We start from the raw sequence: 22,573 nt of genomic DNA, 5'->3' as shown, positions 1-22,573 counted from the left end.
CCGATGTTGCAGGGCATGTCGAACGTGAGCTTCTACGCCGACGACGTCGACGCCGCCGCGCGGTGGTACACCGACGTCCTCGGCTTCCCGCCGTACTTCGTGGTGCCGGGCTACGTGGAGTTCCGCATCGGGCCCGACGAGGACGAGCTGGGCATCATCGACGCCCGCTACGCGCCCGCCGACGAGCCCGGCACCCCGGGCGGTGCGGTGCTGAGCTGGCACGTCGAGGACCCCCAGGCCGTGCTCGACCGCCTCATCGAGCTCGGGGCCACCCAGCGGCAGCCCGTCACGCCGCGCGGCGAGGGCTTCGTGACCGCGTCGGTGGTGGACCCGTTCGGCAACGTGCTGGGATTCATGACCAACCCGCACTGGGCCGCGCGGCACGCCGACTGACGCTCCCTGAGCTTGTCGAAGGGCCCGGGACGGGTTGGCGTCCATCCCCTGCGATCGGCTGAGCACGCCGACCTCTCCGAGGCCCTTCGACAGGCTCAGGGAGCGTGCCCCTACGCCGACCTCTCCGAGGCCCTTCGACAGGCTCAGGGAGCGTGCCCCTACGCCGACCTCTCCGAGGCCCTTCGACAGGCTCAGGGAGCGTGCCCTCAGGGGACGTTGTACGGCGTCACGACCTGGATGGCCGACGGGGCCGAGGAGACGACGCCGGGGATCGCGCCGTGCCACTGCAGCAGCAGGCGGCACGCCTGGCGGGCGTCGGCGCGCAGGTCGTGGTGCAGGACCGCCGTGACCTGGTGCCGGCGCAGCAGCGTCAGGTTGTCGGCGTCGAGGTCGTGGCCGACGAACACCCGCGGCGTACGCCCCCGCGCCCGGAAGGCCTCCAGCACGGCGGTGTTGCCGCCGCCGATCGAGTAGACGGCGTCGAGGTCGGGCTCGGCGTCGAGCACCTCGCCGACGGCGCGGAGCATCGACACGTCGAGTCCGTCGGTCTCCGAGACCTCGCGCAGCACCCGGCCGGGCGCCATCTCCCGCATCGCCGAGCGGAAGCCGGCCTCGCGCTCCTCCTCGCCGCGAAAGCTCGTGCTGCTCAGCGTGACCAGCACCGGCGCGTCTCCGCCGGCACCCATCCGGGTCAGCAGGTACGCCGCCGTGGCCCCGGCCGCGCGGTTGTCGATGCCGACGTAGGCCACCCGCCGGCTCAGCGGCAGGTCGGTCGCGAGGGTGACGACCGGGATGCCGCGCGCGACGAGCCGGTCGACGGCCTCGACCACGACCGGGTGGTCGGGCGCTTTGAGCAGGACGCCGTGCGACCCCCGCCGGGCGATGTCGTCGAGCGTGGCCGCGACCTCCGCCACCGGCCCCTCCTCCCGGAGGCGGAAGCGGCTGCGCACGAGCGCCGGCTGCAGCGTCGGCAGCTCGGCCTCGAGCGCCGCCCGGACCCCGTCGGTGAACCGTCGCGGCGCCCGCATGACGAGGTCGACCAGGAACGTGCGCCCCGCGAGCCGGACCTGGTCGCGCTGCCGGTCGAGGTCGAGGACCGCCTGCCGCACCTCGGCCACGGTGCTGGCCCGCACGCCGGGGCGCTCGTTCAGGACGCGGTCGACGGTGGCCACGCTCAGGCCGGACTGCTCGGCGATCTCGCGGATCCGGTACGGGTGGTGGGGCAACGCAGGGCCTCGTTCGGAGCCGGTCGGTGAGGTGTTTCTGAGGGATTTCGTGAGGTCGTCAGCCTCTCACGCTCCCCTAGTGTGCTGCTACACCCACCCGTCCGGGACACCACCGAGGAGACGACCATGACGGTCACCGCCCGCCGCACCACCACCGCCGGCACGCCGGCCCGCTTCACCGAGGCCGACTGCCGCCTCGACGACTTCGTGGCCCTGCTCGACCAGCGCACCGACGTCGCCGACTACCCGCACGCCGCGGAGGTGGTGCAGGACGTGCTCGTGTACGACGCCGCCACGCTGCGCCGCGTCGCCGTCGACGACGCCGGGCGCGAGACCGTGCAGGCCGAGCTCGTCCGCGCCTTCACCGACGGCCCCGGCGTCGTCGCCTTCCGCGGAGCCTTCCCCGACACCACCGTCGTCGACCGCGCCACCGCCGCGTTCGAGGGGATCATCGCGGCCGAGCGTGCGAGCGGCGCCGGCGGCAACGACCACTTCGGCAGCGGCGCCAACGACCGCGTCTGGAACGCGCTGGAGAAGCTCGCCGTCACCGACCCGGGCACGTTCGTCGACTACTACGGCAACGACCTGCTCGCGCTGGTGTCCTCGGCCTGGCTCGGCCCGGCCTACCAGGTCACCTCCCAGGTCAACGTCGTCCGCCCCGGCGGCCAGGCGCAGGACCCGCACCGCGACTACCACCTCGGCTTCCTGCCCAACGAGACCGCGGCGCGCTACCCGGCGCACGTGCACCTGCTCTCGCCCGTCCTCACGCTGCAGGGCGCGGTCGCGCACTCGGACATGCCGGTCGAGAGCGGCCCGACGATGTACCTGCCCTACAGCCACCAGTACGCGCCCGGCTACCTGGCGTGGCGGCTGCCGCAGTTCCGCGAGCACTTCCTGCGCTCGTACGTGCAGCTGCCGCTGGCCAAGGGCGACGCGGCCTTCTTCAACCCGGCGCTGTTCCACGGGGCGGGCACGAACGTCTCCGCCGACGTCCAGCGGATGGCGAACCTGCTGCAGGTGAGCTCGGCCTTCGGGCGGGCGATGGAGACGGTCGACCGCTCGAAGGTCGTCCGCGCCGTCTACCCCGTGCTGCGCGCCCGCAAGGCGGCGGGCGCCGACCCGGCCGCGCTCGCCAACGCGGTCGCGGCGTCGGCGGAGGGCTACCCCTTCCCGACGAACCTCGACCTCGACGCCAACGTGGGCGGGCTGACGCCGCTGTCCCAGGCCGAGGTCGTCACCCAGGCCCTCGCCGACGACGTGGAGCCCGAGGCGCTCGCCGAGACGCTGGGCGCCTACGACGTGCGGCACCGCACGGACGAGATCTGATGCCGGGGTCGCTGCAGGACCTGGTCGTCCTCGTCAGCGGCGGCACGCAGGGCGTCGGCGCGGGCGTGGCCCGCGCCGCCGTCGCCGCCGAGGCGCACGTGGTCGTGAGCGGGCGCCGTACGGAGGTCGGGGAGGCCTTCGTCGCCGAGCTCGACGCGCTCGGCGGGCACCCGGCGACCTTCGTGCGGGCCGACGTCAGCGACGTGGAGCAGGCGCGGGCGTCGGTCGCCGCGGCGGTCGAGAAGTTCGGCCGGGTCGACGGCCTCGTCAACGCGGCCGGGCTCACCGACCGCGGGACGCTGCTCGACACGACGCCGGAGCTGTTCGACGCCCACGTCGCCGTGAACCTGCGCGCGCCGTTCTTCCTCATGCAGGCCGCGGTGGCCGACATGGTCCGCCGCGGTGCACCGGGGTCGGTCGTCAACGTCATCACCATGTCGGCGCACGGCGGGCAGCCCTACCTCGCCCCGTACGTCGCGGCGAAGGCCGGGCTCGTGGGCCTGACGAAGAACGCGGCCCACGCGCACCGCTTCGACCGGGTCCGCATCAACGGCGTCAACATCGGCTGGACCGAGACGCCCGGGGAGGACGCGACGCAGCGGCAGTTCCACGGCGCCGGCGACGACTGGCTCGAGCGGGCCGCCGAGCAGCTGCCGATGGGCCGGCTCGGCCAGGTCGACGACGCGGCCCGCCTGGTCGTGCTGCTGCTGTCGCCCGAGTCGGGCGTGGTCACCGGTTCGGTGGTCGACTGGGACCAGACGGTTCCCGGCGCCCACGACTGAGCCGCCGGGCGATCCTTACGCCCGGACCCCCGTGCATTTCACGTTGTCGTGAAATGCAAGGACTCACCCACCTCTGCAGAGGTGGGTGAGTCCTTGCAACCTGGGACAAGCGGCCGAGCGCGCGGCTCGACCGCCCGACTCCTCCACGCGGGTCCCGGCGGCGTACGCCTCAGGCGCGCGTCAGGCGGCGATGGGTCGCCCGGTGCGGACGGGCGGCCTCGGCGCCGAGGCGCGTGATCTTGTTCGCCTCGTAGTCGGCGTAGTTGCCCTCGAACCAGAACCACTTGGCCTGCTCCTCGTCGTCGCCCTCCCACGCGAGGATGTGGGTCGCGACGCGGTCCAGGAACCACCGGTCGTGGGAGATCACGACGGCGCAGCCCGGGAACTCGAGCAGCGCGTCCTCCAGCGACTGGAGCGTCTCGACGTCCAGGTCGTTGGTCGGCTCGTCGAGGAGCAGCAGGTTGCCGCCCATCTTGAGCGTGAGGGCGAGGTTCAGCCGGTTGCGCTCACCGCCGGAGAGCACGCCCGAGGGCTTCTGCTGGTCCGGCCCCTTGAACCCGAACGACGCCACGTACGCGCGCGACGGCATCTCGAAGTTCGCGACCTTGATGAAGTCGAGGCCGTCGGAGACGAGCTCCCAGACGTTCTTCTTCGGGTCCAGGCCGGAGCGGCCCTGGTCGACGTAGCTGACCTTGACCGTCTCGCCGATGCGGAGCGCGCCGGAGTCCGGCTGCTCCTCCCCGACGAGCATCCGGAACAGCGTCGACTTGCCGACGCCGTTCGGGCCGATGACGCCGACGATGCCGGCGCGCGGCAGCGTGAAGTCGAGCCCGTCGAAGAGCAGCCGGTCGCCGAAGCCCTTGACCAGCTTGTCCGCGTCCAGCACCTGGCTGCCCAGGCGCGGCCCGGCCGGGATGTTGATCTCCTCGAAGTCCAGCTTGCGGTTGCGGTCCGCCTCCGCGGCCATCTCCTCGTAGCGGGCGAGGCGGGCCTTGTTCTTCGCCTGGCGCGCCTTGGGGTTGGACCGCGCCCACTCGAGCTCGCGCTCCAGGATCTTGGCCCGCTTGGCGTCGCGCTTGCCCTCGACCTGGAGCCGCGACTTCTTGGTGTCGAGGTAGGTCGAGTAGTTGCCCTCGTACGGGTGCGTCTTGCCGCGGTCGATCTCGAGGATCCACTGGGCGACGTTGTCGAGGAAGTACCGGTCGTGCGTCACCGCGAGGACGGCGCCCGGGTAGCTGTTCAGGTGGCCCTCGAGCCAGTTCACGCTCTCGGCGTCGAGGTGGTTGGTGGGCTCGTCGAGCAGCAGCAGGTCGGGCTGCTGGAGCAGCAGCTTGCACAGCGCGACGCGGCGGCGCTCACCACCGGAGAGGACGTCGACGATCTCGTCCGGCGGCGGGCAGCGCAGCGCGTCCATGGCCTGCTCGAGCTGGGAGTCGATGTCCCACGCGTTGCGGTTGTCGAGCTCGGTCTGGACGTCGCCCATCTCGGCCATCAGGGCGTCGAAGTCCGCGTCGGGGTCGGCCATCGCCTCGCCCAGCTCGTCCATCCGGCGCTGCAGCGCCTTGACGTCGGCGACGGCCTCCTCGACGTTCTCGAGGACGGTCTTGCCGGGCGTCAGTGGCGGCTCCTGCAGCAGGATGCCGACGGTCGCGTCCTTGGCCAGGATCACGTCGCCGTTGTTGGCCTTCTCGAGTCCCGCCATGATCTTGAGCAGGGTCGACTTGCCGGTCCCGTTCGGGCCGACGACACCGATCTTGGCGCCCGGGTAGAACGACAGCGTGATGTTGTCGAGCACGAGCTTGTCGCCCAGCGTCTTGCGGACGTTGTGCATCGAGTAGATGAATTCAGGCATGGGTGCTTTCTCATCGAGAGCGTTCGGCGCGCGCGGTCAGCCCTGCGGCGCAGGCGACCACCCAGTATGCCAACAACGCCGGGGGTGCCCCGACTTCCCGTACGCCGACCCGCCCGGCTGCCCGCCTCTCCCGGTCCATGCCCTCGCCCGCGAACCGCTGAGGGACGACCTCGAAAACCGCGTTCTGGTTGTCGTCCATCAGCGTTTCGCGGCGGCGGAGGCGGGGCGGGGCGGAGCACGGTGCCCTGACTTCCCCGGCGCAGCGGCTCAGCCGCGGGCGCGCAGGATCGCGGAACGGGCGGCGTCGTAGCGCTCCAGCTCCGTACGGACCGGCGCGACGACCTGCTGCGCGCTGACGCGGGAGACGGCGGCGAGCAGCCGCTGGCGGGCGAGCCGGGCGCGGCGGTGGGCGCCGACGACGACCCCGATGCGGGCGAGCCCGGCGACGAGCAGGCCGGCCACCACCCCGCCGACGACGAGCACAGTCGGCGCCGGGAACCCCCACCACGTGACCTTGGGCAGCGGCGGCAGCTGCAGGTAGGCGAGCAGGAACGCGGCCCCGAGCCAGCCCAGCCCGACCAGGACGCCGGCGAAGAGCACCCACTGCAGCACCCGGACCGCGCCCCACCAGCCGCGGTGCCGGTCGAGGTCGAGGTCCGTGGTCGCGACCGCCGTGTCGAGCGCGTCGGACAGGCCGGCCGACGAGGAGCGCGTGGTCGCGCGGACGGCGTCCGACCAGCCGCGCGTGAGCCCGGTCGACGCCTCGTCGGCCAGGGTGCGCAGCGCGGAGTCGACCCGGGCCTGCTGCACGCCGGAACGCGCGGGCAGCGACGTGCGGGAGGTTCCGGTGGGCGACGCGATCTCCTTGGCGCCGCCGCCGAGCCGCAGGCGGCGCAGCGGGTCGGGCTTGAACCTCGCCACCCAGGCCAGCACCGGCCAGCCCGTGGCGAGCCCGCCGCGCAGCCGCCAGGCCTGGTCGACAGCCCTTGTCACCACGGGGACGCCGGCCGCCTCGCCGAGCTGGGCGTCGAGCGTCGAGACCGTACGCCGGCTGAGCTCGGGCGCGGGTTCGGTGCCCGACGCGGAGGCGAGCCGGTCGGTCGCGCGGCCGACGTCGGCGGCCAGCCGTTCGGCCGCCGCGCGCTTGCCCGCCACGACGTGCGCGAGGCGGCGCAGCAGGACGTCGAGCCCCTCGCCGGTGGCGGCGGAGACGCCGAGCACCTCGACCCGCTCGAGGCCCTCGGCGTCGAGCAGCCGGCGCAGGTCGCGCAGGCAGGCCGCGCGCGCGTCGGACGTGAGGGTGTCGACCTGGTTGAGCACCACGAGCATCACAGCGGCGTGCCCGGCGAGCGGGCGCAGGTAGCGGTCGTGCAGCGCGGCGTCGGCGTACTTCTGCGGGTCGACCACCCACACCAGCACGTCGACGAGCGCGACGAGCCGGTCGACCTCCGTCCGGTGCTCGGCCGCGGTCGAGTCGTGGTCGGGCAGGTCGAGCAGCACGAGGCCGTCGAGCGCCACGGCGTCGGTGAGGCTGCCGGTCTCGACGACGTGGCGCCGCCGCACCTGCAGCCAGTCGAGGAGCTCCTCCCCCGCGTCCGGGCCCCAGGTCGCGGCCATGCTCACCGACGTCGTCGGGCGCCGCACCCCGACCGTGGCCAGCTCGGCCCCGGTGAGGGCGTTGAACGTGCTCGACTTGCCCGAGCCCGTCGCGCCGGCGAGCGCCACCACGGTGGCCCCGCCCGACAGGGCCATCCGCTGGTCGACCTGGTTGCCGACCCGGTACGCCTCGTCGACCGCCTCGGGCGACACCCGGCCCTCGCAGGCGTCCGCGGCCTCGCGCAGCGCCCGGACGCGGTCGACCAGGGCGGTCGTCGGGTCGCGGCGCTGCAGCAGCGAGCGGCCGCGGGTGACCAGGGACCCGGCCATCAGCGCAGCTCGCGGGTCTCGTACGGCGGGTCGGGCTCGACCAGCTCGGCGTCCACCACGTCGCCGAGCCCGTCGTCGGAGCCACCCTCGAGGGCGACGAGCGGCGGCCCGGACGGACCGGCGGTCAGCGCCGGCGTCTTCTCGGGCGTGCGCAGGGCGTCGCCGGACGTCGCGGTGGGCAGCGCGTGCCGAGCCGTGTCGACCGCGGCCGCCGCCTCCCGCACGGCCGCCCCCAGACCCGGGTCGAGCGCCAGCTCGTCGAGCAGGGCGTGGTAGCGCAGCAGCTCCTCGGCCATGAGCGCCTCGACCCGGGCGTCGAGCTCCGCCTTGGCGGTCACGGCGAGCCGCCGGACGGCCTGGTCGCCGAAGACGGCCTCGAGCACCCGCTGGGCCAGGAGCGCCGTGCCGCCGGCCACGCCGACCTCGGCGCCGACCAGCCCGCCGGTGTGGGCGAAGACGACGATCATCAGCGCGACGCCGACGCCGTTCACGCCGAAGGCGAGGAAGCGGGCGCGCGACCGCTTGGTCATGCCCTCGTCGGCGACGAGGGCGAGGACCGCGCCCTGCCAGTCGCGGATCACCTCGGCCGCCCGGTCGGCCAGTGCGGGCGAGCTGTGGGAGAGGTCGGCCGACGTGCGGCCCAGCAGGTCGCGCCCGGCGGCCGTCGACTGCCAGGACGCCTCGGCGCGCTCGGCGGCCGCGTCGGCCTCCTGGCGCAGCAGCGACTCCAGGCCCGACTCGACGGCGACCTTGAGGTCCTTGGCGCCCGGGGGCTCGCCCTTGAACGCGGCCACGACCCGGTCGCGCAGCCAGCCGACCCGCTGCTCGAGGGCCCGGAAGAACTCGCCGGTGCCGACGAAGTCGTGCCAGCGGGCGAGCACCTCGCCGCGCAGCAGCGTCCCGTCCTCGGTCTGCACCCCCACGGTGCGGACGGCCTCGGCGTACGAGCGGTCGGCCTCGGCGCGCAACTGGTCGACGGCCTCGGCCTGCTCGTCGGCCGCCTGCGCGAGCGCGGGAGCCCGGTCGACGAGGGCGGCGACGGCTCCGTCCAGCGTCTGCTGGACCACGGCCGCCCGGCGGGAGCGGTCGGAGGCCAGCGCGCCGAGCCAGCCACGGATGGGGGCGACGGCGGCGTCCGGCAGCAGCCCGTCGGCGTCCACCGCGGTCTCAGGCACCGCGAACAGCGGCGAGCCGGCGAGCCCGCGCTCGCTCATCATCTGACCGAGGTGCGGCGGCACGTCGCGCATCGCGCGCGGCGGGACCCGGTCCAGCACGACGGCGACGGCGGCGCTGCGGGCGGCCGCGGCGAGCAGGAAGTCCCACGGGACCGCGTCGGCGTAGCGCGCGGCCGAGGTCACGAACAGCCACAGGTCGGCGGCCTCGAGCAGCTGGGCGGCCAGCCGACGGTTCTCGGCGACGACGGAGTCGACGTCCGGCGCGTCGAGCACCGCCAGGCCGGGCGGCAGGGCGTCGAGCGGCACCAGCCGCAGCTCGCGCGCCCCGGCCGCCGCACCCGTCGCCCGGGCGAGGCCGGGCAGGACGCGGTCGTCGGCGAACCAGCGGGCGTCGTCGGGGTGGTGCACCAGGACGGGCGCGCGGGTGGTGGGCCGGATGACCCCGGGCTCGGTGACGCGCCGGCCGACGAGGGAGTTGACCAGCGTGGACTTGCCGGCGCCCGTGGAACCGCCGACGACGGTGAGCATGGGCGCGTCGATCGCCGCGAGCCGCGGCAGGACGTAGTCGTCGAGCTGGGCGCCGACCTGGTCGGCCGCCGCCTGCTGCTCGACCGCCCCCGGCAGCGGCAGCGGGAGGCGGGCCCGCCCGACGACCTCGCGCAGCCGCAGCAGCGCGAGCTCGAGCGGGGTGCGTTCGCGGGCCGGCACGAGCTCCGTCACCGACCGTCCTCCCTGCTGCTCCTACTGCTGGCCGGGAGGCTTCCAGGTGGGGTCGACCTCCGAGTAACGGGTAGCAGTCTGCCCCAGCGGCGCCGCCGCCGAGGGGGGCACCGCGGGGAAGCTGCCGCCCAGGCCCGCCGGGCCGGGGAAGGCCGGGGGCGCGTACCCCGCGACCTCGGCTGTGCGGCGCCGGCGCAGCCGCTTCCACGGGTAGTCGGCGGCACCGACCGGCTCGACGACCGCGAGCGGTCGCACCGTCCGGGTCCTGGCCAGCAGGACGCGTTCGCGCCGGTGACCGGTGGCGTCGACGAGGCCGCGGTCCATCGAGTCACGCAGGTAGGCGAGCTCGGTCACGGCCCGCTGCAGGCGGATCGTCGCGAGGAACGTCGCGGGCCCGCGGAACAGCGCGTGCCACAGCGCCCGCAGCCGGGTCCGCAGGCGCGACAGCGGCACCGGGTCGCCCGGCTCGAGCCAGCCGACCCGGACGTAGTCGCCGAGGCGCGTACGGACCAGCCGGCCCTGCAGGAGGAGCTGGCGCACCACGAAGCCGACGAAGCCGAGGACGAGCGGGACCGCGACGAAGAGGAAGACCAGCAGCTGCTGGCGCCCGGACAGCAGGCTGGCGGCGGTGTTGAAGGCCATGTGCAGCAGCGCGGCGCAGCAGAAGCCGGCCAGCGGCGCGACGACGCGGACGGTCTTGGACTTCGAGCGCATCCCCACGGCCAGGCCGATGCCGGTCATCGACGTGAAGAGCGGGTGGCCGAAGAAGGTGAGCAGCCCGCGCAGCACGAACACCTGGTGCAGGGCCTGCTCGGGCGAGACCGCGCCGATGGTGCGCGCGGCGTAGCGGTAGGCCCGGCCGTAGTAGAGGATGTTCTCGACGAAGGCGAACGCCGCGCCCGAGAGGCCGGCGAGCACGATGCCGCTGAGCCGGCTGACCCAGGCGTAGCGCATGAGGATCGCGAGCCAGAAGAGCACGGTGGCCTTGGCCGCCTCCTCCACGAACGGCGCGACGAAGATCGCCGCCCGCGCGCCGGTGGCCGGGTCTCCGTCGCCGATGATCGACAGGTGGCTCGCGGCCCAGGTGTTGATCTGCGCGGCGACGTAGGTCGCGACGCAGGCGCCCCAGCCGAAGGTCATCAGCCAGACCCAGAAGCGCTGCGGCCGGAAGCGGTCGGCCCACAGGAACAGCAGCGACAGGGGCACGGCGGTGACCAGCGCGTACCGCGCGGCGATCGGGACCGCCTCGCGCCCGAGGCCGGGCAGGACGCCGCCGGGGACCTGCTGGTCGGGCACCACCTGGCGGTAGAGCAGGACGAGGCAGACGGCGTAGCCGACGAGCAGCAGGAAGGTCAGCCAGGCCAGCGGCGTCCGCAGCAGCCGCTTCGGCAGGGGCTGGGAGGTGTCGGGCTCGACCGGGAGCCCGTTGCGCACCAGGTCGCGGTCGCGACGCGGGCTGCGCTCGGCGACCGGGGCGGGCACCGGGGCAGGCATGGGTCAAAGGATAGGTGGGCCCCGGTGCGGCCCGGGGCTACTTCGCGAGCGGGGCCAGGAAGGGCCCGACCACCTGCAGGAACGCGCTCGGCCGCTCCTCGTGCGGCGTGTGGCCGAGGTCCAGGCTGCGGAACGTCGCGTCCGGCATCGCGTGCGACAGGTCGCGCAGGCGGCTCTCGTCGTACGGGCTGCGCGACCCGGCCAGGACGAGCGTGCGGACGCCGATCTTGTTGGCCAGCTGCCACCACTCCGGGTGCCCGGCGTTGCGCCAGCGCCGGACCGCGATGACGAGGCGCCAGTCCCAGCGGCCCTCGGGGTCCGGGCCGAGCGGCAGCTCGAGGGGCGGCTTGGCCGCGTCCGGGGACGGCATCTCCTCCAGCACGAGCATCCGCAGGCGCTCGGGGTGCTGGCTCGCGACGAGGAAGGCGACGAGGGCCCCGCTCGAGTGCCCGACGAGGACCGCGCCGAGGACGCCGAGCGCGTCCATGAGGGCGACGACGTCGTCGGCGAGCAGCTGCATCGAGTAGTCGTCGGTCCACTCGCTGTCGGCGCGACCACGCAGGTCGGGGGCGATGACGCGGAAGTGCTCGCCGAGCGCGGGCGCGACGTGGCGCCAGGTGGAGCCGTCGGCGGTGGTGCCGTGCAGCAGCAGGAGCACGGCGCCGTCGGGCCGTCCCCACTCGCGGTAGCGCAGCGTCGGCCCGTTCGCGAGCTGCACGTTCGGCATCCCGGCACCCTAGCGGAGCCCGACGGACCGCCCGAGGGACGAGGGCCCGGTTCGTCAGAAGATCAGGCCTCGGGAGCGGAGCGACCTCGACGCTCTGCTCTGACGAAGTCGGGATGCACGCCTGGAGGGACTCGAACCCCCAACCGGCCGGGTAGAAACCGGCTGCTCTGTCCAGTTGAGCTACAGGCGCACGGCCCCTCGGGACCGGTCTCATCGTACGGCGCGACGCCCACGCCCACGTCCGGCCGGCGGTCGCGGAGGAGAAGCATCGCCAGGCTCAGTACCTTCGGTACGGTGAGCCGGCCCGCCGAACCCGCCGAACCGCTGCGGTGGCGTTCCATCGCGGTGCCGGCGTACGGGCCGACCATCCTCGTCTCGATCGGCCAGGGCGCCAAGCTCCCCCTCGTGGCCCTGTCGGCCCGCGACCTCGGTGCGAGCCTCGGCGTCGCCGCCTTCGTCGTGGCGCTGATCGGCATCGGCCAGCTGCTGGGCGACCTGCCGGCCGGGGCCCTGGCGGCCCGCATCGGCGAGCAGAAGGCCCTCGTCACGGCCTGCGCCGTCGACGCGGTCGCGCTCCTCGGCGCGTTCCTGGCGCGGTCGCTGGGGGTCCTGGCGCTGGCGATCTTCGTCACCGGGCTCGCCGGCGCGGTCTTCAGCCTCGCCCGGCAGGCCTACCTCACCGAGACGGTGCCGGTCCGGATGCGGGCGCGGGCGCTGTCGACGCTGGGCGGGACGTTCCGGGTGGGCCTGTTCATCGGGCCGTTCGTCGGCGCGGCGCTGGTGTCCGGCCGCGGCGTCGGGACCGCGTACGGGTTCGCCGCCGCCATGAGCCTGTCCGCGGCGCTGCTCACCGCCTTCCTGCCCGACGTCACCCGGACGCAGCGCACGGCCCGGGCCGACAGCGGCGCGGCGCACGCCTCGGTGCTGTCGGTGCTGCGGCAGCACCGGCGCACGCTGCTGACGCTCGGCACCGGCGTCCTGGTCATCTCGGCCGCGCGCGCGACGCGGCAGACGATCGTCCCGCTGTGGGCCGCCTCGCAGGGCCTGAGCCCCAGCACCGTGAGCCTCGTCTACGGGGTGTCGGCCGGCGTCGACATGCTGCTCTTCTACCCGGGCGGCGCGATCATGGACCGCTTCGGGCGGGTGTTCGTCGCGGTGCCGTCGATGGTCGTGCTCGGGCTCGGCTTCGTGCTGCTGCCGCTCACCCACGCGACACCGGCCATCGCCGCGGTCGCGGGGCTGATGGGGCTGGGCAACGGCATCTCCGCCGGGGTCGTGATGACCCTCGGCGCGGACGCCGCCCCCCGGGAGGCGCGCACGCAGTTCCTCGGCGGGTGGCGGCTGTTCGCCGACCTGGGCAACGCCGCCGGGCCGCTGATCGTCAGCGCCGTGACCGTCGTCGCGCCGCTGGCCGCCGCCGCCGTGACGATGGGTCTGCTGACGTGGACCGGCGTCGCCTGGCTCGCCCGGTGGATACCGCGGCGTCCGCCGGGTACGGAGTTACAGTGACGCCGGTGAAGGACTACCTGGTCTGGGTCGACTGCGAGATGACCGGCCTCGACCTCGAGCACGACGAGCTCGTGGAGGTCGCCGCCCTGGTGACCGACGGCGAGCTGAACGTGCTCGGCGACGGCATCGACGTGGTCATCAAGCCCAGCGCGAGCGCCCTGGACCACATGGGCGACTTCGTGCGCCAGATGCACGAGCGCTCCGGTCTGCTCGCCGAGCTCGACGGCGGCCTGTCGCTGGCCGAGGCCGAGGAGCGGGTGCTCGACCACATCCGCACGTTCGTCCCCGAGCCGCGCCGCGTCCCGCTCGCCGGCAACTCGATCGGCACCGACCGGGCCTTCCTCGCCGTGGGCATGCCGACCCTCGAGGCGTACGTCCACTACCGCAACGTCGACGTCTCCAGCGTCAAGGAGCTGGCCCGGCGCTGGTTCCCGCGCACCTACTACGCCTCCCCGGCCAAGAGCGGCAACCACCGGGCCCTCGCCGACATCCAGGAGTCGATCGAGGAGCTGCGCTACTACCGCGAGGCCGTCTTCGTGCCGCTCCCCGGTCCCGACTCGGCCGGCGCCCGTGCCATCGCCGCCCGCCACCAGGGCGCCCTCACCGGGCACACCCCCGAGGCCGCGCGCGCCGCGGCGGAATGATTTCGGCGCACGGCCCGGTGACCACTACACTCGTCGACGCGCAGCGCACCGGCCCCGGCCACGCGCTGCCGCGGTGGGTGTAGCTCAGCTGGTAGAGCACCTGGTTGTGGTCCAGGTGGCCGCGGGTTCAAGTCCCGTCACTCACCCCACGCCGTCGTACGACGACGGTCCGCCTCGACGACAGGGCCGGCAGATGAGCTACCAGCCGTACGGCTACCCGGCTCCTCCGCCGCAGACCCAGGTCCTCGTGCAGCCCTACCGCTGCTCGACCGCGCACGTCGTCATCGCGTGGGTCTGCGCGGCGCTGACGCTGGCCTACCTGCTGCCCTGGGCGATCGCCGCCACCCGGAACCGCAGCAACGTCGCCGCAATCGCGCTGATCAACCTCTTCCTCGGCTGGAGCCTGATCGGCTGGGTCGTGGCCCTCGTGATGGCCTGCGGCAGCGACCAGCCGGTGGTCGTCGTCAACCACACGTACGCCCCGCCGGCGCTGGCGCAGCCGCCGCAGCCGTGGGGCCAGCCCCCGGCGCAGGCGTCGTGGGTCCAGGCCCCGCAGCCGTGGTCCCCGGCCCCGCCGCCGTGGGCTCCCGGACCGCAGCAGACCCCGCCCGCGCTGCCGCCCCGGCAGCACCAGGAGCCCGAGGCGACCTGGATCGACCCGTCGGGCAGCGAGCCGACCCGGCCGCTGCCCCGTTCGCCCTGGGAGCCCGACCATCGCGGCTGACGCCCTCGCCCCCGCCCGTCCTCGTCCCCACCTGCCCCTGCCCGCCCGCGCCCGGCTGCGCGGCGCGATCTGGGTCGGCCGCGCGGCTGCGCTCGCCTCGCGGCTGAGCGGGCGCGGCTCGGGCACCGCGATCCGTGGTTCGGTGATGCTCCGCCTCGACCCCGCCGCGCTCGGCGAGCTCGTCGCCGGCCGCCGGGTGGCCATGGTCTCCGGCACGAACGGCAAGACCACCACCACCCACTTCATCGCCGCGGCCGTGCGCGAGGCGCTCGGCCCGGACACCCACCGGCTGGTCCACAACGCCGACGGCGCCAACCTGCACGGCGGCATCGCCTCCGAGCTGTCGCAGCAGCCGCGTGCCGACCTCGCGGTCCTCGAGACCGACGAGCGCGTCGTCGCGGACCTCGTGCGGCTCGGCCGGCCCGAGGTGCTGGTGCTGCTCAACTTCAGCCGCGACCAGCTCGACCGCCACCACGAGATCAAGGGTCTCGGCCGCAGCTGGCGCGACGCGCTCGCCGCGGCCGGCGAGGACGGGCCGGTCGTCGTCGCCAACGCCGACGAGCCCCTCATCGTCTGGGCCGCGCAGACCGCGCGGAAGGTCGTCTGGGTCGACACCGCCACGACCTGGACCCAGGACGCCTCGCTGTGCCCGCAGTGCGGCGCGCCGCTCCTGCGCGAGCAGCCCGAGCGCGGCGCCGACGGCACGCTCACCGCCGGTGGCGACTGGCGCTGCAGCCGCTGCGACCTGGCCCAGCCGCCCGCGGCGTACCGGGTCGTCGGCGACACGGTCGTGCGACCGGACGGGTCGTCGGTGACGCCGCAGCTCAACGTGCCGGGCGGGTTCAACGTGTCCAACGCCGCCTGCGCGCTGGCCGCGGCCGAGCTCCTCGGGGTGGACCCCGAGGCCGCGCTGACGGGCATGCGGACCGTCACCGCCCCCGCCGGCCGCTTCGGCACCGCCACGATCTCGGGCAGCACCGCCCGCCTGCTGCTGGCCAAGAACCCGGCCGGCTGGGCCGAGGCCCTGCCGCTGGCCACCTCGGAGACCGTGGTGCTGGCCATCGACTCCGCCGCCGCCGACGGGCGTGACGTGTCGTGGCTGTGGGACGTCGAGTACGAGCAGCTCACCGGCCGCTCCGTCGTCGCCACCGGGCCGCGTGCGCAGGACCTGGCCGTGCGGCTGGCGTACGCCGGGGTCGAGCACCGCACCGTCCCCGACCTCGCGGAGGCGCTGCGCGGCCACCCCGCGCCGGTCGACGTCGTCGCGACGTACACGCCGTTCCAGCGCCTCCGCAAGCTCGGAGGGCTCTGATGAGCACGCCGTCGCTGATGAACGACGTCGCCGGGACGTACGGCCCGGGCGACGGCCCCCGCGTCGAGGTCGTGCTCGTCTACCAGTCGCTGCTGGGGATCTACGGCGACCGCGGCAACGCGACCGTGCTGGCCCGCCGGCTCGCCTGGCGCGGCTTCGACGCGGTGCTCACCGTCGTCGAACCGGGCGACCCGCTGCCCGACACCGGGCAGGTCTACCTCCTCGGCGGCGGCGAGGACGCGGCCCAGATCTCCGCCGTGCGCGCCCTCCAGGCCGACGGGGGGCTGCACCGCGCCGTCGACCGCGGCGCCGTCGTGTTCGCCGTCTGCGCGGGCTACCAGATCGCGGGTCGGACGTTCACGGTCGGCGACCCCACCGTGCCCGGGGGCGAGGACCAGGTCATCGAGGGGCTCGGGCTGCTCGACGTCACGACCACGCGCGGCCCGCGGCGCGCCGTGGGCGAGATCCTGAGCCGCTGGCGCAGGTCGTCCGGTGCCCCCGACGACGCCGACGACTCGGCGCTGCTCAGCGGCTTCGAGAACCACGGCGGCTGGACCCGGCTCGGCCCGGACGCCCAGCCCCTGGCCGACGTCGAGGTCGGCGTCGGCAACTGCGCCGACGGCACCGAGGGAGCGGTGAACGGCACGGTCATCGGCACCTACCCGCACGGCCCGGTCCTCGCGCGCAACCCGGCGCTCGCCGACCACCTGCTCGAGCTCGCCCTCGGCGAGGAGCTCGCCCCGCTCCCCCGGCCCGAGATCGACGCCCTGCGGCGCCAGCGCCTCGCCGCCGTACGCCACCTCCGCTGACCTCAGGGGGCCTCGGTAGGGTCGCGTCGGTGCAGACCAGGAAGCTCGGACCGTTCACCGTCTCGGCCATCGGGCTCGGCGCCATGCCGATGTCCATGAATAACGACAAGGTCTACCCCGACCACGACGACGCGGTCGCCACGGTGCAGGCCGCCCTCGACGCCGGGATCACCCTCATCGACACCGCCGACGTCTACGCGCCGACGTGGGACACGATGGGTCACAACGAGCGGATCGTCGGCGAGGCCGTCCGGACGTACACCGGCTCGACCGCTGACGTGGTCATCGCCACCAAGGGCGGCATCGTCCGGGGCGAGGGCGAGACCCGGCGCCGCGACGGTTCGCTGGACTACCTGCGCTCGGCCGTGGAGAAGTCGCTGACCGCGCTGGGCGTGGACCAGCTCGACCTCTACCAGTGGCACCGCCCGGACCGCTGGATGGTCTACGGCCAGGCCATCGAGAACTTCAAGACCCTGCAGGACGAGGGCCTGATCAAGGCGATCGGGATCTCCAACGCCAACGTCGAGGAGATCGAGGTCGCGCTGCAGGTCCTCGGCGAGGGCGGCCTGGCCAGCGTGCAGAACGAGTTCTCCCCACGCTTCCGGTCCAGCCAGGACGAGCTCGACCTCTGCGCCGAGCACGGCGTCGCCTTCCTGCCCTGGAGCCCCCTCGGCGGCACCGGCGGCGGCGCGACCGGGATCGGGCGCGAGTTCGCCGCGTTCGCCGAGATCGGCGAGGCGCACGGGGTCAGCCCGCAGCAGGTGGTGCTGGCCTGGGAGCTGTCGCTGAGCGACGTCGTCATCCCGATCCCCGGGGCGCGCCGACCCGCGTCCATCGCCGACTCGGCGAAGGCGGCGGACCTGGTGCTGACCGAGGACGAGCTCGCGCGCTGCAGCGCCACCGGCCGGCCCTGAGGGCGGCCGACGTGGCCCGCACCGACCCCGACGTCGTCGTCGTCGGCGGCGGGCACAACGCGCTCGTCGCCGCGACCTACCTCGCCCGCACCGGGCGGCGGGTCACCCTGCTCGAGGCGCGCGAGGAGCTCGGCGGCGCGGTCGCCGGGGCGCGGCTGTTCCCCGGCGTCGACGCCCGGGTGTCGCGCTACTCCTACCTGGTCGCGCTGCTGCCGGACCCGGTCGTCGACGATCTCGGCCTCGACCTCGAGCTGCGCTCGCGGCGGGTGGCCTCGTGGACGCCCACGCCCTCCGGCGACCTGCTCGTCGAGCGGGCCGAGGGCCCGGCCACGCGCGCGTCCTTCCGCGCGCTCACCGGCAGCGACGACGCGTACGAGGCCTGGCGCTCGTTCTACGCCCGGGTCGGCGACCTCGCCGCCGTGGTCGCCCCGACGCTGACCCGGCCGCTGCCGCGGGCCGCCGAGCTGCGGGCAGAGGTCCCCACCGACGTCTGGCACGACCTCGTCGAACGGCCGGTGTCGGAGGTCCTGGAGCGCACGTTCGCCGACGACACGGTGCGCGGTGTGGTGCTGACCGATGCGCTCATCGGCACGTTCGCGCGGGCGTCCGACGCGAGCCTGGTGCAGAACCGCTGCTTCCTCTACCACCTCGTCGGCAACGGCACGGGCGAGTGGCGGGTGCCCGTGGGCGGCATGGGCCGCGTCGCCGACGAGCTCGTCCGGGTAGCCCGTGCCGCCGGGGCCGACCTGCGCACCGGCGCCGTCGTCACCGGGCTGGTGCCGCTGCCCGGCGGCGGCGCCGAGGTCGTGCTCGCGGACGGGTCGCGCGTCAGCGCTCCGCACGTGCTGCTGGGGTGCGCTCCGGCGGAGGCGGCCCGGCTCCTCGGCACCGACGACGTCGGAGCCCTCGAGGGCAGCCAGCTGAAGGTCAACCTCCTGCTGCGCCGCCTGCCGCGGCTGCGCTCGGGCGCGGACCCGGCGACGGCGTTCGCGGGGACGCTGCACCTGGGCCAGGGCTACGCCCGCCTGGACGAGGCGTACGGGCAGGCCGCGGCCGGCGTGCTCCCCGACCCGCTGCCCGCCGAGGTGTACTGCCACACGCTCACCGATCCGTCGATCCTCGGAGCGTCGCTGCGGGAGGCCGGGTTCCAGACGCTGACGCTGTTCGGCGTGCACGCGCCGGCACGGCTGTTCCGCGACGACCCGGACGGCATGCGCGACCGGGCCCGCGACGCCGCGCTGCGCTCGCTGCAGGCCGTCCTCGCCGAACCCCTCGAGGACTGTCTCGCCCTCGACGCCGACGGGCGTCCCTGCGTCGAGGTCGTCACGCCCGTCGACCTCGAGCACGAGCTGCGGATGCCCGGCGGCCACATCTTCCACGGCGACCTCGCCTGGCCCTGGCTCGCCGACGACGCCGTCGCCCGGACCCCGGCCGAGGCCTGGGGCGTCGCGACCGCCCACCCGGGGGTCCTGCTGTGCGGCTCCGGCGCCGTCCGCGGCGGCGCGGTGAGCGGCCTCGGCGGCCACAACGCCGCCATGGCGGTGCTCGCGGCGGCCGGATCGTGAGCCGATCCGTGAGCCGATTCGGGTCTGGGGCCGTCCGCTGCTAATGTTGTTCCTCGCGCGCCGCTAGCTCAACAGGCAGAGCAGCTGACTCTTAATCAGCGGGTTGGGGGTTCGATTCCCTCGCGGCGCACCACCACCGCCCCCTCGTCCGGCCCCTGGCCGTCGGCGGGGGTTTTCCGTCTGTCAGCCAGGTGTAGGGAACGCCCGTCGCGAGCGCCCACGCCATGCATGAGCGTGCGCTTGTCTGCCTGAGTGCGCCCGCTGAAGTAGTTCCCGATCGTGTTGCGGTGCACGGCTGCTGCCGCTCTGGCGAGCCGGGCGACCGACAAGCCGCTGACGCGCACGGCCTTGTTCAGCCGGTCGACCTGGCCGACCTCGCCGCCGACCGCTACGAGGCACACCCCGACCGGACGGGCGGAGACCGGTGACCGCCATCGACCCGTGGGACACCGGTTCCCCGCCCGACCCGCAGCCGCTCACCCGCGAGGACCGGATCAGCTCCGCCGTCGTGGCCGTCCACGAGCGTGGCCCCCGCGTCGGCCTCGAGCATGTCGCCTGGGACCAGCTGCCTGCGCACGTCCGGCACGACTACACCGAAGACATCGCCACCGCGCTCGACGCGGCATACCCGCTCATCGAGTCCGACGAGGAGATCGAGGCCCTGCCGCAGGGCGCGATCATCGTCAACGAGCACGGCCGCGTCGAGCAGCCCGTGCTCGACGGCGGTCTCGGCATGGTCGGGCAGATCGACGTCGGCACACGAGGTGGGAGCAGCCTGGAGAGCGCGAGACCGGCCGGAAGGCGCGCCGGCGCACGTCCGCGACGCTCGCGCTGAGCGGGCCGTCGTGCACCAGTGGAAGGACGAGGACCGCGAGCCGAAGCGCTCGGACGTCGAGGCAAAGCGTGCCGAATGGCGCGCCCGCAAGGCCCGCAACCGTGCTTAGCGAGAGGCCGCCGAGGGATGAGGTCAGTGCTGGCGGATCAGCCAGACGTGAGCCTCGGCCAGCTTCAGCGCGGTGGACGCATAGGACTCGGTGACGGAAGCGGTAATGCCGGGCCTCACGGTAAGAAGCAGACGTTCCCCGCCGAGGGCTAAGTCACTATCGAAGTCGTCGAAGACCTCGGCTGAACGCAGCAGCGCCCCACTCCCGGAACTGGGAGTAGGGCGCTGCGCTGCCCGCTACGGCGTGTACTCGACGTCCGTGACCTTCGCGCCGAGCTTGTCGCCCTTCGACTGAGTCTGGCCGTCCTCCTCCTTCGTGTACGTGATCGTGCCCTCTCCGTCGACCGTGAACGTGTTCTCGACCGGGTCCTGCAGGCCGGTGATCTTGTACGTCACCTCGATCTCACCCGACGTCGGCAAGTCCTGGCTGCCCACGTACGACGGCTTGATGCGGAACGACACGTTGCATCCAGCCGACCCAAAGCACTCCTTCGATAGCGTCTTCACGCCGAGCTTGAAGTCGCTCTTCTTCGGCTCGTAGGTGGTCGAGTCCGACGTGTCGTCGGTCGTCGGGTCGTCGGACGGCGTCGCAGCGACCGGCGCGGCGGGAGCCGTTGTCGTGACGGTGACAGTGGGCGCGGGTGCCGGAGCCGCCGCCTCGTCCTTGCTGCCGCCGCTGGCGGCACCGACGACGATGGCGCCGATGAGGACGCCTGCCAGGCCGGCACCGCCAAGCGCGAAGATGCCGAAGCGCTTCGGGTTTGTGGTCTTCGGCGTGGCGGGCTGTGGCTGGTACGGCTGCTGCGGCGGCACGGGCTCGTGGCCCATGAGTGGCGTGGTCATGCTGTTCCCCCGGGGGTAGGTGTTTGCATAGGAGGATGAAGCACTGAGCGTCGCTGCGCAGCCGAGCCTAAAAACTTCACCCCTTTGGGTATTACGGCTTCACCCTCGGCGCCTCCTACCCGACGGGCATGTCCTGCTAGGGCACGCACAGCCGGTGGCGCCCCGCGCCGGTGATGTCGCGCATCGGCTGGTCGAAGTGGTCGACACCCGGCCCGTACCGCTCGCCGTCTCGGTCGACGTGCTCGGGCGGCTCGGCCTGGTCCAGCTCGAACCGCTGGAGGTCAGATCGGCCGGCTTCCAGCACGATCCTCACCAGGCCGGACACCCCAGGTGGCGGGACTGACAGGTGGCCGAGCCGGAACGCCTACTGCTGCTGAGCGCCGTTCTCGCCTTCGTCGGAAGCAGCGCCCATCCGTCCCTTCCCGACAGAGACCACCCTCGCGGTGCCGTAGAAATCGGGGTTGATGCACCCACCGCTCCGACGACCTAGCCGCTGGATCCGGTGAGCGCTAGTACGAGAGCGAGCGCGACGAGAAGGATCGGGACGCAGATCACCGCTACCGCCCCGGCTCGCACAGCGGACGCCTCGGCTGTCGAGGTGACGCGGACAGCGTCCGCCTGAGTCTTCACCTGAAGCTCCGCCATGCTCACGATGCGGTCGACCAAGTGGTGATGATCTTGTTACTCGATGAACTATTTGGCGACCAGAACAGGTCTCTGACTAGAGAAGCGCTCAAACCAGCGGGTTGGGGGTCAGATTCCCTCGCGGCGCAATACACCTTACCGACGACCGTCGGAGCCCTCCCAGGCCGGCGGTCGCTGCGTCTCAAGAGGCGCGTGGCCGGCGTCCGGTCCGAGCTGCGCCAGGAGTCCCAGGATCAGGGCAGGGGCTCCGAACCCGACCAGGAGGAGCGGGCGGATGACGACGGCGGCGTCGGCCCGATGAAGGCGATCCACGAGGCGATGCTGAGGCCGGCACCGAGCAGGTAGCCCGCGATCACGTCGGACCCGAAGTGGGCACCGATGAGCACCCGGTCCGCGCCGACGACGAGGGCCAGGGCCACCAGCCCGACCGTGAGCAGCCGACGTGCTCGCGGGCGCAGGCGCGGCCAGAGCAGGACCAGGACGGTCGAGCTCGCCGCCGCGAAGTTGAGCGCGTGGCCCGACGGGAACGAGTAGCCCGTCGTGACGGTCAGCGGGTCGTCGAGGACCGGTCGCACCCGCCGTACGACGAGCTTCGACAAGGCGCCGAGCCCCCAGCTGCCCATCATCGTGACGAACGCCCAGGTCGTCCGGCTCCGCAGGCCGAGCCGGACGGCCGACCAGGCCAGGACGGGAACGCTGGCGGTGTAGACCACCCACGGCTGCGCGGCCGCCTGGACCGCGGCGAGCGCGGGGACGATGCCCGCCCGGCGCGCCCACCGGGTGGCGGCGTCGCTCAGGCGGGCGTCGAGGTCCACCAGGGCGTGGGCGTGCTCGCGCACCGCGAAGGCCAGGACCGCCACCGGGAGGGCGAACGCCGACATCGACGCGGCCGACCGGACCAGGCGCGACCGGCGGCTCGCCCGCCCGCCGGGGCCGGAGGACGGCGCCGGGCGGCCGTCTTCCTCGCCCTGGCGACGAGAACGGTCGCGTCCAGCCACAGCCCGCACCCTAGGGCCGCCGACGGCCCCTGCTCGGGAGCACGGC

At 73.9% G+C, this 22,573-nt stretch carries 20 protein-coding genes and 3 tRNA genes; 13 read left to right on the top strand and 10 right to left on the bottom strand.

The window, feature by feature from the left end:
• Positions 1 to 15 precede the first annotated feature (15 nt).
• A complete protein-coding gene (locus tag BMY04_RS05890) occupies positions 16 to 393 on the top strand; it encodes a VOC family protein (RefSeq protein ID WP_232506128.1) in 378 nt (125 codons plus the stop codon).
• 206 nt (positions 394 to 599) lie between these two features.
• Here the strand turns inward: BMY04_RS05890 and BMY04_RS05885 are convergent, their stop codons facing one another.
• Positions 600 to 1,619 carry a LacI family DNA-binding transcriptional regulator gene (locus tag BMY04_RS05885; RefSeq protein ID WP_091178205.1) on the bottom strand — a complete coding sequence of 340 codons (1,020 nt, stop codon included), beginning with the start codon at positions 1,617 to 1,619 and terminating at the stop codon, positions 600 to 602.
• Between the two features lie 126 nt (positions 1,620 to 1,745).
• Here BMY04_RS05885 and BMY04_RS05880 point away from each other — a divergent pair, with 126 nt between their 5' ends.
• The gene (locus BMY04_RS05880) at positions 1,746 to 2,945 is read left to right on the top strand and encodes a phytanoyl-CoA dioxygenase family protein (RefSeq protein ID WP_091178204.1); all 1,200 of its coding nucleotides are present in this window, start codon (positions 1,746 to 1,748) and stop codon (positions 2,943 to 2,945) included.
• Complete coding sequence (locus tag BMY04_RS05875) at positions 2,945 to 3,727, top strand: SDR family oxidoreductase (RefSeq protein WP_091178203.1); 783 nt, start codon at positions 2,945 to 2,947, stop codon at positions 3,725 to 3,727. The genes BMY04_RS05880 and BMY04_RS05875 overlap by 1 nt, the downstream gene beginning before the upstream one ends.
• A gap of 169 nt (positions 3,728 to 3,896) precedes the next feature.
• Here BMY04_RS05875 and ettA read toward each other — a convergent pair whose 3' ends face one another.
• From ettA to BMY04_RS05845, 6 genes are all read right to left on the bottom strand, one after another.
• Entirely contained in the window at positions 3,897 to 5,579 is a 1,683-nt protein-coding gene (gene ettA / locus BMY04_RS05870) for an energy-dependent translational throttle protein EttA (RefSeq protein WP_091178202.1), read from the bottom strand.
• A 267-nt stretch (positions 5,580 to 5,846) separates the two neighbouring features.
• A complete protein-coding gene (locus BMY04_RS05865) occupies positions 5,847 to 7,505 on the bottom strand; it encodes a GTPase (protein WP_091178201.1) in 1,659 nt (552 codons plus the stop codon).
• Positions 7,505 to 9,400: a P-loop NTPase family protein gene (locus BMY04_RS05860; RefSeq protein ID WP_198409961.1), complete on the bottom strand. Its 1,896-nt coding sequence runs from the start codon at positions 9,398 to 9,400 to the stop codon at positions 7,505 to 7,507. The genes BMY04_RS05865 and BMY04_RS05860 overlap by 1 nt, the downstream gene beginning before the upstream one ends.
• Before the next feature lie 21 nt (positions 9,401 to 9,421).
• Positions 9,422 to 10,894, bottom strand: a complete 1,473-nt coding sequence (locus BMY04_RS05855) for a PrsW family intramembrane metalloprotease (RefSeq protein ID WP_139209765.1) — start codon at positions 10,892 to 10,894, stop codon at positions 9,422 to 9,424.
• A 37-nt stretch (positions 10,895 to 10,931) separates the two neighbouring features.
• The gene (locus BMY04_RS05850; protein ID WP_091178199.1) at positions 10,932 to 11,621 is read right to left on the bottom strand and encodes an alpha/beta fold hydrolase; all 690 of its coding nucleotides are present in this window, start codon (positions 11,619 to 11,621) and stop codon (positions 10,932 to 10,934) included.
• Positions 11,622 to 11,737: 116 nt separating this feature from the next.
• Positions 11,738 to 11,811 (bottom strand) — tRNA-Arg (locus tag BMY04_RS05845).
• A 104-nt stretch (positions 11,812 to 11,915) separates the two neighbouring features.
• Between BMY04_RS05845 and BMY04_RS05840 the strand changes: the two genes are divergently transcribed.
• The 10 genes from BMY04_RS05840 (at position 11,916) to BMY04_RS05795 (ending at position 19,933) form a co-directional block, all read left to right on the top strand.
• Positions 11,916 to 13,130 (top strand): MFS transporter, encoded by a 1,215-nt coding sequence (locus BMY04_RS05840; RefSeq protein ID WP_091178198.1) that lies wholly within the window; start codon positions 11,916 to 11,918, stop codon positions 13,128 to 13,130.
• A 5-nt stretch (positions 13,131 to 13,135) separates the two neighbouring features.
• The gene (orn, locus tag BMY04_RS05835; RefSeq protein ID WP_091178536.1) at positions 13,136 to 13,774 is read left to right on the top strand and encodes an oligoribonuclease; all 639 of its coding nucleotides are present in this window, start codon (positions 13,136 to 13,138) and stop codon (positions 13,772 to 13,774) included.
• Between the two features lie 73 nt (positions 13,775 to 13,847).
• A tRNA-His gene (locus BMY04_RS05830) sits at positions 13,848 to 13,923 on the top strand.
• A 44-nt stretch (positions 13,924 to 13,967) separates the two neighbouring features.
• Positions 13,968 to 14,498 (top strand): superinfection immunity protein, encoded by a 531-nt coding sequence (locus BMY04_RS05825; protein ID WP_091178197.1) that lies wholly within the window; start codon positions 13,968 to 13,970, stop codon positions 14,496 to 14,498.
• Positions 14,499 to 14,643: 145 nt separating this feature from the next.
• A complete protein-coding gene (locus BMY04_RS05820) occupies positions 14,644 to 15,810 on the top strand; it encodes a MurT ligase domain-containing protein (protein ID WP_091178196.1) in 1,167 nt (388 codons plus the stop codon).
• Positions 15,811 to 15,827: 17 nt separating this feature from the next.
• Positions 15,828 to 16,619 (top strand): type 1 glutamine amidotransferase, encoded by a 792-nt coding sequence (locus tag BMY04_RS05815; protein WP_091178535.1) that lies wholly within the window; start codon positions 15,828 to 15,830, stop codon positions 16,617 to 16,619.
• Positions 16,620 to 16,648: 29 nt separating this feature from the next.
• A complete protein-coding gene (locus BMY04_RS05810; RefSeq protein WP_091178195.1) occupies positions 16,649 to 17,533 on the top strand; it encodes an aldo/keto reductase in 885 nt (294 codons plus the stop codon).
• A gap of 11 nt (positions 17,534 to 17,544) precedes the next feature.
• Positions 17,545 to 19,098 (top strand): phytoene desaturase family protein, encoded by a 1,554-nt coding sequence (locus BMY04_RS05805; protein ID WP_091178194.1) that lies wholly within the window; start codon positions 17,545 to 17,547, stop codon positions 19,096 to 19,098.
• A 57-nt stretch (positions 19,099 to 19,155) separates the two neighbouring features.
• Positions 19,156 to 19,231: transfer RNA gene (locus BMY04_RS05800), tRNA-Lys, on the top strand.
• Positions 19,232 to 19,522: 291 nt separating this feature from the next.
• Positions 19,523 to 19,933, top strand: coding sequence for a hypothetical protein (locus tag BMY04_RS05795; protein ID WP_091178193.1), 411 nt, complete (start codon positions 19,523 to 19,525; stop codon positions 19,931 to 19,933).
• Between the two features lie 345 nt (positions 19,934 to 20,278).
• On the opposite strand, the gene BMY04_RS05790 is transcribed toward BMY04_RS05795, so the two are convergent.
• The 3 genes from BMY04_RS05790 to BMY04_RS05780 form a co-directional block, all read right to left on the bottom strand.
• The gene (locus BMY04_RS05790) at positions 20,279 to 20,869 is read right to left on the bottom strand and encodes a hypothetical protein (RefSeq protein ID WP_091178192.1); all 591 of its coding nucleotides are present in this window, start codon (positions 20,867 to 20,869) and stop codon (positions 20,279 to 20,281) included.
• Between the two features lie 151 nt (positions 20,870 to 21,020).
• Complete coding sequence (locus tag BMY04_RS22665) at positions 21,021 to 21,197, bottom strand: hypothetical protein (RefSeq protein WP_170854016.1); 177 nt, start codon at positions 21,195 to 21,197, stop codon at positions 21,021 to 21,023.
• Between the two features lie 565 nt (positions 21,198 to 21,762).
• The gene (locus BMY04_RS05780) at positions 21,763 to 22,527 is read right to left on the bottom strand and encodes a phosphatase PAP2 family protein (RefSeq protein ID WP_139209764.1); all 765 of its coding nucleotides are present in this window, start codon (positions 22,525 to 22,527) and stop codon (positions 21,763 to 21,765) included.
• Positions 22,528 to 22,573 lie beyond the last annotated feature (46 nt).

Source organism: Microlunatus flavus, from assembly GCF_900110855.1.
In the GTDB taxonomy this organism is placed as follows: domain Bacteria; phylum Actinomycetota; class Actinomycetes; order Propionibacteriales; family Propionibacteriaceae; genus Microlunatus; species Microlunatus flavus.
This window is presented reverse-complemented; position numbering and strand designations above follow the sequence as displayed.